Source organism: Tsukamurella ocularis, assembly GCF_965138335.1.
Classification (GTDB): Bacteria; Actinomycetota; Actinomycetes; order Mycobacteriales; family Mycobacteriaceae; genus Tsukamurella; species Tsukamurella ocularis_A.
Map to the genome: position 1 here is coordinate 259408 of NZ_CBCSDV010000001.1, position 13533 is coordinate 272940.

The 13533-nt window shown below is 68.1% G+C and carries 16 protein-coding genes; 2 read left to right on the plus strand and 14 right to left on the minus strand.

Features of this window, described 5'->3' with window-relative positions; all coding sequences use genetic code 11:
• Positions 1-3: 3 nt before the first annotated feature.
• Genes ACNAYW_RS01365 through ACNAYW_RS01380 form a run of 4 tightly spaced genes read right to left on the minus strand, consistent with a single transcriptional unit; the run spans position 4 to position 7747 of the window.
• Positions 4-1710: a Gp37-like protein gene (locus tag ACNAYW_RS01365; protein ID WP_415847960.1), complete on the minus strand. Its 1707-nt coding sequence runs from the start codon at positions 1708-1710 to the stop codon at positions 4-6.
• A complete protein-coding gene (locus tag ACNAYW_RS01370; RefSeq protein WP_415847961.1) occupies positions 1707-2660 on the minus strand; it encodes a phage tail protein in 954 nt (317 codons plus the stop codon). Before ACNAYW_RS01370 ends, ACNAYW_RS01365 begins: the two co-directional genes overlap by 4 nt.
• A complete protein-coding gene (locus tag ACNAYW_RS01375; RefSeq protein WP_415847962.1) occupies positions 2657-7258 on the minus strand; it encodes a tape measure protein in 4602 nt (1533 codons plus the stop codon). Before ACNAYW_RS01375 ends, ACNAYW_RS01370 begins: the two co-directional genes overlap by 4 nt.
• Positions 7259-7264: 6 nt before the next feature.
• Entirely contained in the window at positions 7265-7747 is a 483-nt protein-coding gene (locus ACNAYW_RS01380) for a DUF7426 family protein (protein WP_415847963.1), read from the minus strand.
• A 109-nt stretch (positions 7748-7856) separates the two neighbouring features.
• On the opposite strand from ACNAYW_RS01380, the gene ACNAYW_RS01385 reads away from it, so the two are divergent.
• Positions 7857-8186: a hypothetical protein gene (locus ACNAYW_RS01385; protein WP_415847964.1), complete on the plus strand. Its 330-nt coding sequence runs from the start codon at positions 7857-7859 to the stop codon at positions 8184-8186.
• Here the strand turns inward: ACNAYW_RS01385 and ACNAYW_RS01390 are convergent.
• The 10 genes from ACNAYW_RS01390 to ACNAYW_RS01435 form a co-directional block, all read right to left on the minus strand.
• Positions 8183-8845, minus strand: a complete 663-nt coding sequence (locus ACNAYW_RS01390) for a DUF7426 family protein (RefSeq protein WP_415847965.1) — start codon at positions 8843-8845, stop codon at positions 8183-8185. The two genes, ACNAYW_RS01385 and ACNAYW_RS01390, sit on opposite strands and share 4 nt — an antisense overlap.
• 9 nt (positions 8846-8854) lie before the next feature.
• Entirely contained in the window at positions 8855-9370 is a 516-nt protein-coding gene (locus ACNAYW_RS01395; RefSeq protein ID WP_415847966.1) for a phage tail tube protein, read from the minus strand.
• Positions 9367-9825 carry a hypothetical protein gene (locus ACNAYW_RS01400; RefSeq protein ID WP_415847967.1) on the minus strand — a complete coding sequence of 153 codons (459 nt, stop codon included), beginning with the start codon at positions 9823-9825 and terminating at the stop codon, positions 9367-9369. The genes ACNAYW_RS01395 and ACNAYW_RS01400 overlap by 4 nt, the downstream gene beginning before the upstream one ends.
• A complete protein-coding gene (locus tag ACNAYW_RS01405; RefSeq protein ID WP_415847968.1) occupies positions 9822-10139 on the minus strand; it encodes an HK97 gp10 family phage protein in 318 nt (105 codons plus the stop codon). Before ACNAYW_RS01405 ends, ACNAYW_RS01400 begins: the two co-directional genes overlap by 4 nt.
• Before the next feature lie 11 nt (positions 10140-10150).
• A complete protein-coding gene (locus ACNAYW_RS01410) occupies positions 10151-10480 on the minus strand; it encodes a hypothetical protein (protein ID WP_415847969.1) in 330 nt (109 codons plus the stop codon).
• Positions 10477-10881 carry a hypothetical protein gene (locus tag ACNAYW_RS01415; protein ID WP_415847970.1) on the minus strand — a complete coding sequence of 135 codons (405 nt, stop codon included), beginning with the start codon at positions 10879-10881 and terminating at the stop codon, positions 10477-10479. Before ACNAYW_RS01415 ends, ACNAYW_RS01410 begins: the two co-directional genes overlap by 4 nt.
• Positions 10878-11171 (minus strand): hypothetical protein, encoded by a 294-nt coding sequence (locus ACNAYW_RS01420; RefSeq protein ID WP_415847971.1) that lies wholly within the window; start codon positions 11169-11171, stop codon positions 10878-10880. Before ACNAYW_RS01420 ends, ACNAYW_RS01415 begins: the two co-directional genes overlap by 4 nt.
• 73 nt (positions 11172-11244) lie before the next feature.
• Positions 11245-11556, minus strand: coding sequence for a hypothetical protein (locus ACNAYW_RS01425; RefSeq protein WP_415847972.1), 312 nt, complete (start codon positions 11554-11556; stop codon positions 11245-11247).
• On the minus strand, positions 11556-12530 hold the full coding sequence (locus ACNAYW_RS01430) for a major capsid protein (protein ID WP_415847973.1): 975 nt from the start codon (positions 12528-12530) through the stop codon (positions 11556-11558). Before ACNAYW_RS01430 ends, ACNAYW_RS01425 begins: the two co-directional genes overlap by 1 nt.
• Before the next feature lie 54 nt (positions 12531-12584).
• Entirely contained in the window at positions 12585-13220 is a 636-nt protein-coding gene (locus ACNAYW_RS01435) for a hypothetical protein (RefSeq protein ID WP_415847974.1), read from the minus strand.
• 88 nt (positions 13221-13308) lie between these two features.
• On the opposite strand from ACNAYW_RS01435, the gene ACNAYW_RS01440 reads away from it, so the two are divergent.
• Positions 13309-13473: a hypothetical protein gene (locus tag ACNAYW_RS01440; RefSeq protein ID WP_415847975.1), complete on the plus strand. Its 165-nt coding sequence runs from the start codon at positions 13309-13311 to the stop codon at positions 13471-13473.
• The last annotated feature ends 60 nt before the right edge of the window (positions 13474-13533 follow it).

Genomic DNA, 13533 nt, shown 5'->3' on the forward strand with positions numbered 1-13533 from the left:
CTCCTAGAAGATTCCGAGGTCCTTGAGGGATGCCTGGAAGGTCTGCGCGTGGCGCATGATCCGAACCTCGGGCCGTTCGAGCTGCTTGTCGCGGCCGACGGTCACCTTCCAGTTCGGCGACTTGTCGCGGTCCCACGCGAGCACGAGCTCGGTCACCTGGTCGACGTAGATGCGACCCTTCTTCATCCCCTTGATCGTGGCGCCGATCCGGTCGCCCAAGAAGAAGTGACCCTCGCCCCGCTCGCCGACGAGATACGGTCGTCCGTCGGCAATTTCAAGCTTGTAGCTGGTCTGCTGATCGGTGGCGATGAACGCCATGCGCATGACCATCAGCGAGGTGATCGTGTACGCCTTGTCCGCGCCGGTCTGGAAGAACTCGTTGTAGCGGGACCACCCGAGAGCGTTGGCTCGCATGAGCGACTTGAACGCCATGAACGCGAGGATCACGTCCTCGTAGAGCGGTTTGAGGAGCGCGTCGATCGCGCCGCCTTGCGCGCCGATCCCCCACCCGTAGAACTGGATGTTGGATGTGACGATGTCGCCCGCGGCCTGAATGCCGGCGCTGATCGCCTCATTGACGCCGGGCATCGAGTGGCCGCCCGCGTTGATCTGTGTCGCGGTGGCCGGGCTGTGCGCGAGCTCGGACGACTGAATCCCGGTGATCTCGCCCTCGCGGTAGACCACCCACGGCGAGCGCGGGACGGTGCCGAGCCAGAACGGGCTCTTGTACTCGACGAGGTCGTTGGGGTCGTCAACGACGTTGACCCATTCCTCAATGTAGTTGGGCTGGAACGTCTGCAGGGTGTTGATGAAGCCCTCGAAGATCGTTCCCGAGAACACGCCGCCGCTCGTGGTGTTGCGCAGGGAGCTCTTGTCGAGGATGTCGACGACGAGCTGTCCGTTGCGCATGTTGCGGACGTCCGCGCCCTCCCATGGCGGGTCGTCCCCAGTGAGCCATCGGCGGCACTCGACGTACAGCTGCGCGTCCTCCAGGGGCGCGGCGCAGAGGTCGTGCCACGACTTCCAGCGCGACCCCATGACGGTCCACGTCGAGGAGTCGCCGAGGAAACTCGACGGCTTGACGATGATGGGCCAGTTCTTGAAGTCGGCGAAGCGGAAGTACTGCGCGGGGTCGATCGGGTCGTCGGGGAGCTGCCACAGGTTCCCTTGCAGGCGTAGCAGGTTCGAGAAGAGCATCATCTTGCAAACCCAAATCGCAGGGCCCGCGAGGATGAACACCTTGGGGAACTGGAAGATCGCCGGCAGGATCGGATTCGACCAGCAATCGATCCACTTGAGCTCCTCGTAGTCGTGCATGAAGTTCACGACGACCGTGGTGTTGCTCTCGGTCTTCTTGACGATGAAGTTCTTCATGCGCCCGCCCCACCGCGCGCCGTCCTTGTCGACGGTGATGTGCACGTTCTTTTTGGGGCGGCCGTCGTAGTCGACGATCCACTTGGCGATGTAGTGGTTCTCGGGGAGCTCGATGGTTCCTGTGCCGGTTTCGTTGAGCTTCCAGTGGAACTCGCCCATGTACTCGGCCTGCACCTCGCCGCGGAGGTTCCAGTCGCCGTCCCAGATCCGCACCCACGGGCGCGCGAGACGCTTCCGGCGCCGCGCTTCCTTCCGGTTCTGGGATCGCTTGTAGACCCCGTCCAGGAGGTCGATCGGATTCTCGATCGCTGGCGGGGTCGTGGTGGGCGCCGTCACGCGCTGATCACCTCAGGGCTCCGGTCGATGAGCCGGGTCCGCTGGAGGCCCCACGGGCGCGACCAGCGCCGCCGCATGCGCACGCGCGCCGTGGCGCCCACGGGGCCGCCCGTGACGCGCACAGGGAGCTCGATGGGCGCGGTGTACGGCGGCACCGGATAGAGGAACTCGATCGCGCGCATGCGCGCCCACACGAGCGACTCGTCGTCGGCGTCGACGCGCTCGTTGTCCGGGTAGGTGTCGAGGTTGACGTGCTGTCCGGTGCCGAGGCTCGGGAGGACGATGACGCGGTTCGCGTGCTCGACCGCCCACCCCTTGGAGTTGTCGCCGAAGCTGTAGTCCGGGAGGCGCCAAATGCCCGGCGCCGTGAGCTCCCATTGCAGCCACAGCTTCTGGTCCGTGGGGTTGGAGATGGTCACGGTGCCGCTGGCGTCGTTGCTCGTCGTCGCGGTCCAGTGGTCGAGCGCGTCGGGCTCGTAGAAGAACGGATCGCCCGCGGCGAGCGTGAGCACGACGTTGCACCGGTCGATGAGCCGCATGTCCTTGCTCAGCGGCGTGATGACGTCGGGCTCCTTGCCGAGGCGGAGCTTGATCGTGCGCACGGACGGCCGAGCGCCGTCGGTACTGATCCGGATGATGGTGTCGGTGTCGTAGTCCCAGGCCATGCGCCATCGAGACTCGGTGTCCGCGACTCCGTCGCCGCGGTCGTAGCACTTCACCATGAGCACGGGGTTGCGCATCATGACGCGCTTGCCGCCGTAGGTCGCTCCCTCCTGGAAGGCGGTGGCGTTGTAGATCGTCTTGACCGGCACGTCGCCGAGCTCCTTGGGGTCGACGCCGAGCTGCGCACCCTCGACGCCCGACTCGAACGGGTCGTCGGACTGGATGCACCAGTAGGAGCCGTCGGCGCCGAACACTTCCCACTTGGAGATGGGATCGCGGCCGGTCACGGGAGCTTGCCCTCGAAGGCGGCGGCGTCGCGGTTCTGCTTGGTCTGCCACTGGCGGAACGCGTCGTCGGTGTTCGTGGCGTTGATGGTGACGTTGTTGACCACCTGGTTGCCCCCGTTCTGGCTGCCGCTCGATGCGGTCTCGGTGCGCTGGTTCTGCTGCGAGGACTGGAGGCCGTCGCCGATGGACTTGGCGAGCCCCACGGAGTTGGTGAGGATGCTCGGGAGGGCACCGCCGGGCACGAGCGTCTGGATGGCGGCGTCCTTGGCGATGCCGAGCATGTCGACGCCGAGCTTCGTGAGGCGCTCCTGCGTGTACTTGGCGCCGTCGAACGTGGTCGCGGGCGCCTGGGAGTCGGCGAGCTGCGGCGCCCCGGCCCCGTCGGCGATCGGCAGAGCCATGCCCGGGCCGAGGACGGGCGCCTTGACGTCGATCTTGGGCGCCTCGATCTTCGGCGCGGCGATACCGCCCGCGGCGAACGCGTTGACGCCGAGGCGCTTGCCGGTCTGCTGCCAGATCGCGAGCGACCGTGCGCGCTTGGCGGGCGAGAGCGGGATGTAGGCCTCGCCGCCGGTCTCGGGCTCGCCGAACACGCGGAGCTTGTCGGTGATGTGCGCCGTGTGGTCCTCGATGCCGCCGTTGGCGAACAGGGAGAAGCTGACGCCGGGCGAGCTGTTGCTCGTCGACCCGGTTCCGATGCTGTCCAGGCGGCCGCCCGTGACGTACACGCGCTGCCCGTCGCCGCTCGGCGTGGCCTTCTTGCCGTCCTCGTCGGCGCCGGAGCCCCCGGACGTTGGCGAGCCGGTTGTCGCACCAGGGTCGCCCGTTGTGCCGCTGTCGCCGAGCATGAGGTAGGCCTGGTTCGAGAACTGCGGGTCATCGGCGCCGGCCGCCTTGCCGCCGACCTGACCGTTGCCGCGCGCGCCGCCCATCTCGACGTTGGTGCCGTCGGGCAGGGTGCCCGCGGTGTGGCCTCCACCGGGGCCGCCGTTGACCCATCCGAAGCGGAGGGAGCCAGCAGGGCCGCGGCCGGTCTTGAAGCCGCGCTTGGCGAGCTCGGCGCCTTCCGATGCGGTGGCGAACCGGGAGGCGAACGGCGCGAGCCCGACGGCGAAGTTGGCGATGGCCGACATGGCGCCGGAGCAGTCGCCCCAGTTGACCCCGCCCCACTTGTACGGCGAGCCCTCAAGGCCGCCGGAACGCGGAAAGTCGTTGATCGCGGCGGCGGTGCGGAGGCCGCCCTCGGCGAACGACTGTGTCGGCCCCACGAGGGTCATGCCGAACAGCCGGGCGACCTCGCCGAGGATCGCGGTCGAGCGCCCGCGCTTGCCGCTGGCGAGCGGGATGTAGGCCTCGCCGCCGGTCTCCTCCTCGGCGAAGATCGTTCCCGCACCACGGCCGGCGTAGATGCCGGCGATCTGCGGCTTGGCGATCTGGCGGAGTCCGCCCTGGGCCATTGCGACAATCGCACCGAAGGCCCGCCCGCTCACCGCACTCGTCACGCCCGGCGCCATGGGGATCTGCGACGGATCCGGCGTGAAGTTCGGGTTAACGTTCCCGCTGTAGGTGACTCGAATCCGCTTCTCGCCTGGAATCTGTTCGATGGTGGCCTTGAGGCCGTTGAGCATGTTGAGGGTTTCGGTACCCCCAATAGACTTGACGCTGATCGTCTTGTCGTTGTTCTGGCGCACCTCAATGCCGAGCTGCTTGAGTGTTTCGAGCACGCTTGGGGCCAACGGCGAAGCGACACTGATGTTCTTGTCGTTGTTCGTTGTAACCTCGACGCCCATCGATTTGAGCAGGTCGTAGACAGCCTGCCCGCCCGGCGCCGATACATTGACCGGCTTGTCGCCAGGGATATCCGTGGTCACGACGTGCTGGATGTCGGCTAGACGAGCCTTGGCCTCGTCAGTGTTAGCGGTGATCGTTGTCGTGCCGTCCGGGAGGCTCTGGACGGTGAAGCCGACCTTGCGGAGGCTCTCTTCAATCCCGGCAATATCGTTGGTGCGCAGGGTGATTGTTTTGGCGTTCGGGGTGGCCTCAAACGCGCGTCCCACCGCTGCGAGCTTCTGCGTGGCCTCGGGTGCGCCCGCGAGGCGGACGACCATGTTGATGTCCTTGCCACCGAGCGTGTTGTATGCCTGCTCTACCTGCTGCGCGGTAAGGCCGTACTGTGCCGCGAGTTGCTTGAACGCGGCGGCGTTCTTCGCGTTCACCTCGGCGATCGGCTGCCCCTTGCTGGCAGCCTCAGTCGAGGCGTCGACAACAGACTTAAGGGCGTCGCGGAGCGCATTGCCGTTGGCGGTAGTGGTGCTGATAGCGCCGCCTACGCCGATGAGCTGGTCGCCAAACCCCTTGGTGCGGTCGGCCGCCTGCTGCGACGACTCGGCGACCTGCTGTAGCACCTTGTCGTGCGCGGCGATCGCGTCTCCGGTGGTGCGGGCGGGGTTCAGGGCGTCGAGTGCCGCCTTGAGTGCACTGCTCTTGTCGGCGGCGGAGGCGGTCTTGTCGCTGAGCACCTGCATCGCCTTGGAGAGCTCTGAGATGCCAGGCGCGACTTTCGAGGCGACGGCTCGCTGCTGCTCAAACTCACGGCGCGCAGCCTGCATGTCGCTCGCAACTCGGCGGCCGGCGTCACCGGAGGCATTGAGCTTGGCGACCATCGCGTCGAATGCGCCCTGGCTGCCGTAGGTCACGTCTGCAAGCGACTGCTGCGTCATCTTGAGCTTGTCGAGCTCGGCGATCGCGCCCTTGGCTGCGTTCGCCTGACGCTCGATGATCTTCTCGTACTTCTGGTCGTCAGACGCCCCTCGTCCGAGGAAGCTATGATCCGCGCCGCGGAAGTTGTCCCAGAAGGTTCCAGTTCGCTTGGACTCGGCTTCGAGCTGCTCGCGGTAGGCCTTCATCCGCTCAACGCCTGCGTTCTTCACGTCGGCGTCCGTGCTTGACCCGCGCGAGGTCATGATGGCCTCATTGAGTGCGATCTGAGCCTTGCCGACGTTCTTGGTGGCCTGCTCGTAGGCCTCCATCGACTGTGTCGCCTTCTGGTTCTTGGCCGAGATGGCGGCGAAGGCGATGCCAGCCCCAATGAGGGCAGCGGAGAACGGGCCGCCAAGCGCCCCAACAACACCGGAGGCACCGGCCTTGAGCATGCCCAGGCCGCCGGTTGCTGCGGCGGATGCGTTCGCGCGAAGCACCTGCATGTGCGCGCCGGCCGTGGAGATGGTCGGGTTTGCCTGGCGCACCCAGGTCATCGACTGGCGGTACGCCTCGCCGAAGTCGCGGACGCCGCCCACTGCGCCCGTGAATCGCGATCCCATGGTCTGCGCTGCCCCGCTGACGGGGGCGATGGCGCGGGTGACGTTGGAGAGGAGGCCGGGGACTGTCTTGAACAGCAGCCAAGCTCCGACGGCTGCGGTGACCACGGCCTGGTTGTCGCGCATGAGGCCAGCGACGCCGGAGATGAGCGGCTCCAGCGTGCTGAGTACGCCGACCGCGGCCTCCAGGCCAGTGATGAAGAGCTGCCACGTCGACACGCCGAGCGCGCCGGATGCCTGCGCGAGCGATCCGGCGATCTGACCGGCCGCGGGCGCGAGGTCGCGCACCACCTGGAGGAACGACGCGCCGAGCTGCGACGCCTCAGTGAGCCCGGCACGCACCTCGGGGTTGTTGAACGCCTTCTGCGCGGCGGGAATCCACTGATCGAACACCTTGGCGTCGAGGCCCTTGGTGAATTCCTTGACGCGCGGTGTCGCTCCGTCGAGTGCCGCTGTGATCGACCCGAACGCGGTGGGCAGGCGGTTGAACGAGGGCTCCAGCGCGGCGGCGCCGAGGCGGCCGAGGGCGGCCTTGACGTTGTTGAATGAGCCGGTGACAGTCTTGCCCGACTCAAGGGCGGCGCCCGCAATGTTGCTCTGGACAGCCTTGAAGAAGATCTCCGACGAGACCTTGCCCTCGGATGCGAGCCCCTTGACCTCGCCCGCGGAGACCTTCATCTCCTTGGCGAGCCACTGGTAGATCGGGATGCCGCGATCGGCGAGCTGGTTGAGGTCGTCGGTCATGGCCTGCTGGCCGGTCTGGACCTGGTTGAAGATCGAGCCCATTTCGCCGAGGCTCGACCCGGCGATCGTCGCGGCGTCGGCGGTGGTCTTGAGGTACTTGGTCAGCTCCTGGCCGGGCTTGATACCTGCCGCGATGGCCGATGCGGAGATGGTCGCGGCGTCGCCGAGGCCGAACGCCGTGCCCTTGACCGAGGCCATCGCGGAGTCCATGATCTTGGCCTGCGCGGCCGCGTCATGGCCGAGGCCGCGAAGCTTGCCCTTGGCGTCGTCAATGGCGGTGAGGCGGTCGAAGCCGAGCTTGAGCGCCGTGCCGAAGGCCGCCGCCCCTGCCGCGCCCGCTGCGGTGGCGCCGGCCACCACGCCCGTGCGGAGCTTCGAGCTCAGGGCCGATGCCTGGCGAGAGCCAGACTCACCCATCGCACGCTCCTGCGCGGACAGGCTGGACCGGGCTGCCTGCTCAGCATTGCGGAGACCGCGCTGATACTCGGAGGTATCGAGACGCAGTTGCGCGAGGAGTGTGCCGACGTCAAGGGCCACGTGAGGCTACTTCGCGCTCTTGCGGGCGGCGGTCTTCGCGGGCGCCTTCTTGGGCGCCGCCTTCTTCGCGGGCGCCCGGCGAGCCTGGGCAGCCTTGGCGGGTGCGGCCTTCTCCGGCTCCGGCGGGGCGCTCAGGGCGGCGGAACCGTTCGCCCAGAACAGCGCCGCGGCCTCCTCGCCGAGCGCGAAGTGCACCATGGCGGTGGACCCCACATGCATGAGCTCGTCCCAGCTCACGCCGTCGGCGACCATCTGCTCAGCGACGCCACCGCTGACGACACCACTGTCGGGGTCGAGCGAGCCGCCGAGGAGCTTGAGGTTCTCCACCATGTGCTGCTCGTCGCTGAGCTCCATGTCTGCGCTGGTGAAGAACTTGCGAATACGGAGGTGCTCGCTGACGACCGGCGCCTCGATGCGGTACTCCGTGCCATTCACGGTGAGCAGGAGGGCGGGGTCGAAGAACTCGCGAAGATCGGGGAACGTGGGCACGTTGGGGCTCCTTAGCGGGATTGGGTTGAAGGCGACGGCTCGAATCGAGCCGAGAAGGTGGTCCGAAGGAAAATCAGGAGTTCGGCGCGCGGACCGCTACGATCGCGGCATGAAACTCAAGGAGTTCTGGAGAGCGCCGGGCGGGAAAGCTCTGTCGGTCGCGGCGGTGGGGGTGGTCCTCGTTGCGGTCTACGCTTTGTGGCCGCTCACCAACCCCTATGGGACCGCTTGCGGGTCGTGGCTCTTCCCCGACGACAGCAAGGCCAGCCTTGAGGACTTTGGGATCTTCGAGAGCACGACCTACCAAGTGGATGGTTGTCAGAACACACGCTCAGGCAGCACCGGGTATGTGCTGTTCTTGGCCGGCGTGACCGTTGTGGCCCTCGTTGTGGGCCTCATTCAGCGCTACAAGCCGCGGACTGCAGTAGCCTCCGGCTAAGCCTTGCTGAGTGTGAGGTACTGAATCCGGGAACCGGAGATGTGCGGCAGGCCGTCAATGCGCTGCGCCAGCCACGCGATGGTGCGGGTGTCGAGCACATCGTCGAGGTCCACGCCGTAGTGCTGCTGAAAGTCGTCGACGACTAACGTCCAGTTCGCGATGAGGCGATCCCAGCTCAGCGCGACGGTAAGATCGCGGGGCGCCGGGGCGTCGTCGTACCAGTCGCGGATGCCGGTGTCCGGGTTGTACGGGCCGCCCCCCGGGTCGTCCTCGCCGTAGGCGCCGGGCGCCGGATCGTATGGCCCGTACGGGCCGTCGAGGAGTTCGGGCTCGGCCGCTTTCGGTGATGCCTTCTGGCCGGTCCACACGCGCTCGGCGGCGTCGCGGCCCACGCCGAAGAACGCGAGCGCGGTCCAGGCGCAGCGTTCGAGTTCACTGACGGCGACATTCGGCGCCTTCTCTGCGAGCTCGTGTGGCGCAATACCGAGGAGCAGCTCGGTCGGGTTGATCGGCTCAGTCGGCCGATCTGCGAGGAGATTCGCGTAGAACCGCTTGCAGCGCAGTCCGACGCGGATGGTCGGGTAGGGGACGAGCACGTCGACCCCGCCCACCGGTAGGCGGAGGACGGGGTCGAGCTGCTCGTCGAGTGCGTCGAGCACCCGCGGGTGTTACGGGGTGGCGGTCGGCTTGGTGATGTTCTTCGGCCGGCCGCGGCCCGACAGGGAGCCGTTCCACTTCTGGAGCTCGTTCGGCTTGCCTCCGGCCGGGCTGATCTTCACCGCGAACAGGCTCTCGCGAGCCTCCGGCACCTCGTCGCGCCGCCAGTAGCGGATGTGCGCGTAGTTGTCGAAGCCGGTCTCCTCCGCCTTCGCGAGGAGGATGGCGAGGCCCGGGTCGGTGACGCCCTCGTCGACGAACTTGAGGAAGCCCTCGACGTCGACGGAGAAGCCGTTGCCCGCGGCGACCTCGGACTTGTAGTTGTCGCCGTAGATGTCCGAGTCGTCTTCGAGCTGAGCGTCGAACTTGGGTTCCCACTTGCTGATCCCGTTGATGAACACCCACGTCGGGGTGCCCGCGGTGTCGGCGTTGGTGTTGATCTGCACGGCGTACCGACCGGCCGAGACGGTCTTGAGCATGCGCGAGTCGGGCGGCTGGAGCACGTTCGCGGGGGCGGGAGTGGTCATGGGGTGTTACCTCCAGGGTGGGGGTTGAGGATGAGCTGGTAGCTGTCCGCCCTGGTCCACAGGCCGTTCGAGTCACGGACCGCGGGAGCGGCTACGGCGCGCGTCACGTTCTGGACGGCGACGCCTCCCGGCCAGATGCCGGAAGTCTGTTGCAGGACTTGGAATGCGTCGTCGGCGAGCTGCTCGACGGAACGTGGTGGGCCGGGCGATCGCCAGTTGAGCTGGATCCACACGAACGGATTCCAGTCGTCCTGGTCGGTGTTGGTGTTGTACCGGTTCACGGTGACGGCGAGGTCCGGGCCGGCCTGCGGCGCCTCGGGGAACGGTCCGAAGTACACGGCGGGGTGCGGCACGTCATCGGGGTAGACGCCGTCGGGAAGGTAGGTCACGAGGCCGTGCTCGTCGAGGAACGCTGCGATGGCCTCGGGTGCGGCGGCCGGGTTCGCGACGCTCATCCGAGCTGCTGCCTGACGGTGGCGGCGATGGTTTCGAGGATCGCGTCGCTGTGGTTGTTGAGCGCGTTCTCAAGCCATTTCGCCTCGCGGCCGTCGTCGTGCTGGTAGCCGAGTTCCTCGTGCTGGCGGGCCGCGTATGGGGTGTTGTACCCGACGGCGGCCTCGTCGCCGGAGGCTCGAGCGACACCGGACCGGATGAGGTCGCCCGTCTCGATGGGCGCCTTGCGGTTCGCCTCTTCGAGGAGGTGTTCAGCTCCAGCCTGCAGGGCGGCCTCGGTGTTGATGTCGGGGTTGCGCCAACTCACGGATGCCATGGGCAGACCTCCTAGTCGAGGGCGATCGAGTAGTAGTCGGGCGTGAGGCCTGTGCCGCTCTCGTGCCGCTCCTCCGCGATGACGGTGCGGGCGCGGTCGCCGATGCGTACGGTGACGCGGGAGCCCGCGGGGATTCGTGGGGTGTCGAGTGGCATGGAGAGCTGTGCTTGCGAGACGACCTCGGCCCCGGCAGTGTTGCGGACGAGCTTGTTGCCGTAGCGAACTCGGGCCTTGATCGTGGTGTCGGGCGCCGCGTACTTGGCTCCGGTCGCCCCGGTGCCGACGAGGCGCTCGACCTTGGCGACTGGGATCCGCCACCACGGCGAGAGGAGGTCGGTCACTGGACGGCCGCCGACGCGAGCCCGGCGGCCCGGAGGATGGCGTAGGCGGCGCCGCACAACGTGTTGGTCTGCGCGGCTGCGCGGCGCGTGGCGGCGATGCTGGTGTCGAGCTGGACGGTCGCGCCGTCGATGCTGCTGCTGGTGACGATCCCGCCGCCGGGGAGCGCTGCCACCTCGGCGGCGTCTTCGATGCGCTGCGCGACCTGGGCGCATGTGGCGCTCCGCAGAGCTTCGCGCACGTCGTCGTCGGACGGGAGCCCGTTCGGCTGGACACGGTAACGGTCGCTGCGGGTGGCGACCTTGACGGCCGCTGTCGCTTCGCGGAGCCGGCGCTCGATGCCCTCGGGCGCGCTGGCGCCGGTGTAGGTCTCGAACTCAGCGACGGTGGCGTAGAGGATCACGCCTCGTCCTCGATCGGCACGTCGTCGTAGATGTCGGGCGCCACCTCGATGAGGGGCTCGTCGCCTGCGGCGTGGATGTCGGTGTCGGCCGGTGCCGCGGGGCGCTTGGCGAGGGGGATGAACGCCTCGTCGTCGTGGGTGACGGTCCAGCCCCTGACGGCGGTGACCACTGCCTCGGCGGCGGCGTTGAGCTCATTGACTCCGGCGGAGCCGTTCTTGAAGTCGAGGGCGACGCCGGCCACGACCTCGCAGCCGGTGAACGTCGGGATGGTGTGGTGGACGATCGGCACGGCGTGCTCCTGGGGTAGAAGGGAACGCACAGCGCCCCGGCCCTGTGGTGGGCCGGGGCGCTGTGCGGTCGGGTCACTCGGCGGCGGGCGCCGAGCTCTTGGTCGCCGCGGGCTTGGCCGCGGGCTTGGGGGTCGACGCCTTCGCGTCGGCCTCGGCCTTCGCCTTCTCGGCCTCCTCGGCGGCAAGCCGCTCGGCCTCGGCCTTCGCCTTCTCAGCCTCAGCCTTCGCCTTGGCGTCGTCGTCCGCCTTGGTGTCGACCTCGTAGCCGTGGCGCTCGAAGTAGGCGAGCGCACGGGCGTCCTTGGTCTCGCCGACGCCGTCGTCGAAGGTGACCCCGGCGACGGTGCCGGAGAAGCCCTTGACAGGCGTCTTCACGCGCGCCATCACGCGACCTTGATCCCACGCAGGACCGCCGCGGCCTTGGTGGCCTTGAGGGCGACGGCCACGGGGCCGAGCTCGACCTCGCCGCGCTTCACGGCGCCCGCGGTGGAGAAGTCCGGGAGCCACGTGCTCACGAGCTGGCCGCCCGTGGTCGAGACGCCGTGGAAGCCGTCGAGGCCGGCGCGGATCGCGTACAGGTCCGTCTTGCCCGCGGTCACGGGGATGACGGGGTCGTTGGACCCGGCCTTGGTGCCGGCGTCGATGAGCACGATGCCGCCGTAGGTCTCGCGCTCGATCGGCCGCCCGCCCGCGCCGACGAGGCCCTCGACGGGGTCCTTGACGTACTGGCCGGCACGGCGCACCGCGGCGCGGACGCGGGCGAGCGCCGCCTTGTTGCCCACGATGAACGTGGGCGCGCCGTCGAGGACCGAGAGGAACTCGTCGATGGTGTCCAGGGCCTTGTGCTCGGCGCGCGGGTTGGTGTCGAAGTCGGACCAATCCGCAGTGGAGACGATCTCGGTCGAGGAGCCGGTGAGCGCCTTGTCGAGGCCGTCGAAGCCGTTGGCGTCGACGGCGGTGTCGCCGTTGATGACGGCGTCCTGGAACAGGGCGGTCGCCGACTTGATCTTCTGGCTCATGTTGAGCTCGACCGCGGCCGAGGCGGCGGGGCCGAGCTTGGCGATGACGCGGTCGACGGAGAACGAGCCACCGAGCGGCGCGAGCGTCACGTTGTACTGCGCCGTCTCGACGTTCTGGTCCGTGTACTCGGTGTTGAGCGCACGGAACGCGGCGGTCGCCTGGGTGATGAGGCGACGGTAGCCGTACGTCAGCGTGGCGCCGCCGCCCGCGGGGTTGACGGCGTCGTCGAAGGTCAGGCCATCGAGCAGTCCCGAGTACTTGCGGAACTCGTCGATGACGAAGGGGTCGTAGTCCTCCTGCGTGTTGAGCTTGGCTTCTGCGAGGGTGACAGGGGCCATGGTGGTGTGCTCCTTTGTTCAGCGCCTCGCGAGCGCGAGGACGTGTTGGGGTGGTTAGCGGCTGTAGTGCGCGGCGAGGGCGCCGCGGAGTGAGGTCGGCTTGAGGTCGCGCTGAGTGCCGTTGTGCTCGGCGCCGGATGCGCCGGCACCGGCAGCCTTGGTGCGAGCGGCGAGCTTCTTGGCGCGGTCGGCGATCTTGTCGGCCGGCACGTCTTCCAGGAGCTCGATGTCGTCCTTGGTGAGGCCGTGGTCGATGACGGCGTCGCGGATCGCGGCGCGGCGCTCGGCGGCCTCGGCGCGCTCGTTGGCGGCCTTGGTTGCGGCCTCGGCCTTCTCCTGCTCGCTCATCTGCGCGGCCTTGATCTGCGCGAGCTCGTCGGCCGCGGTCTTGTTGTCCTTGGCGCGCTGCTCGTGCTTGCGGGCGTGCGCGAGGGTCTCCTCGTACTTCGCCTTCCAGTCGACCTTGTCGTCGGTGGCCTTCTGCTGCTCGGCGCCCTGCGGCTCCGGCTTCGCGGCCCCGGCGTTCTGGGCGCTGTCGGCGCCGTCGCCAGTGGGAGTGTCGCCCGTGTTGCCGTCGCCCTCGCCGCTGCCGCCGATGGCGGGCCAGACGGGGCCCCGTCGGGTCACGCCGAGGGCGCGGAGACCGGTAACGGGATGGATGGGCAGGGCAGTGGTGGCGTCATCGGCCATGGTGTTCGTCTCCTGTGCAGGATCGGTGAGGGGCGCCCGTGCGGGCAATCCCGCCCAAGGAGTGAGCGGGAAGCATTAGAGTCGGCGCATGAGTCTGCGTGTCGAAGAAATCGAGCACCCGGAGCTGCCGTGTGAAATCTGCGGGGATCCGAAGATCGAGAAGGTCAACTACGTGTCGTCCTGGGGCGGCGGCGCCGAGCAGGAGGCAGGCCGGACGCCTCCGCGGTGCTACAGCGCTTACAAGCACGTATAGGACGCACGCCATGTCCGAATACGAAAACGAGCGGGCTGTCGGTGCCTACCCCGGCAAGTG

Coding starts and splice junctions, on each gene's coding strand:
- ACNAYW_RS01435 (WP_415847974.1), bottom strand. CDS start 13,220: ATGGCCGATGACGCCACCACTGCCCTGCCCATCCATCCCGTTACCGGT.
- ACNAYW_RS01425 (WP_415847972.1), bottom strand. CDS start 11,556: ATGGCGCGCGTGAAGACGCCTGTCAAGGGCTTCTCCGGCACCGTCGCC.
- ACNAYW_RS01440 (WP_415847975.1), top strand. CDS start 13,309: ATGAGTCTGCGTGTCGAAGAAATCGAGCACCCGGAGCTGCCGTGTGAA.
- ACNAYW_RS01395 (WP_415847966.1), bottom strand. CDS start 9,370: ATGACCACTCCCGCCCCCGCGAACGTGCTCCAGCCGCCCGACTCGCGC.
- ACNAYW_RS01430 (WP_415847973.1), bottom strand. CDS start 12,530: ATGGCCCCTGTCACCCTCGCAGAAGCCAAGCTCAACACGCAGGAGGAC.
- ACNAYW_RS01385 (WP_415847964.1), top strand. CDS start 7,857: ATGAAACTCAAGGAGTTCTGGAGAGCGCCGGGCGGGAAAGCTCTGTCG.
- ACNAYW_RS01405 (WP_415847968.1), bottom strand. CDS start 10,139: ATGGCATCCGTGAGTTGGCGCAACCCCGACATCAACACCGAGGCCGCC.
- ACNAYW_RS01400 (WP_415847967.1), bottom strand. CDS start 9,825: ATGAGCGTCGCGAACCCGGCCGCCGCACCCGAGGCCATCGCAGCGTTC.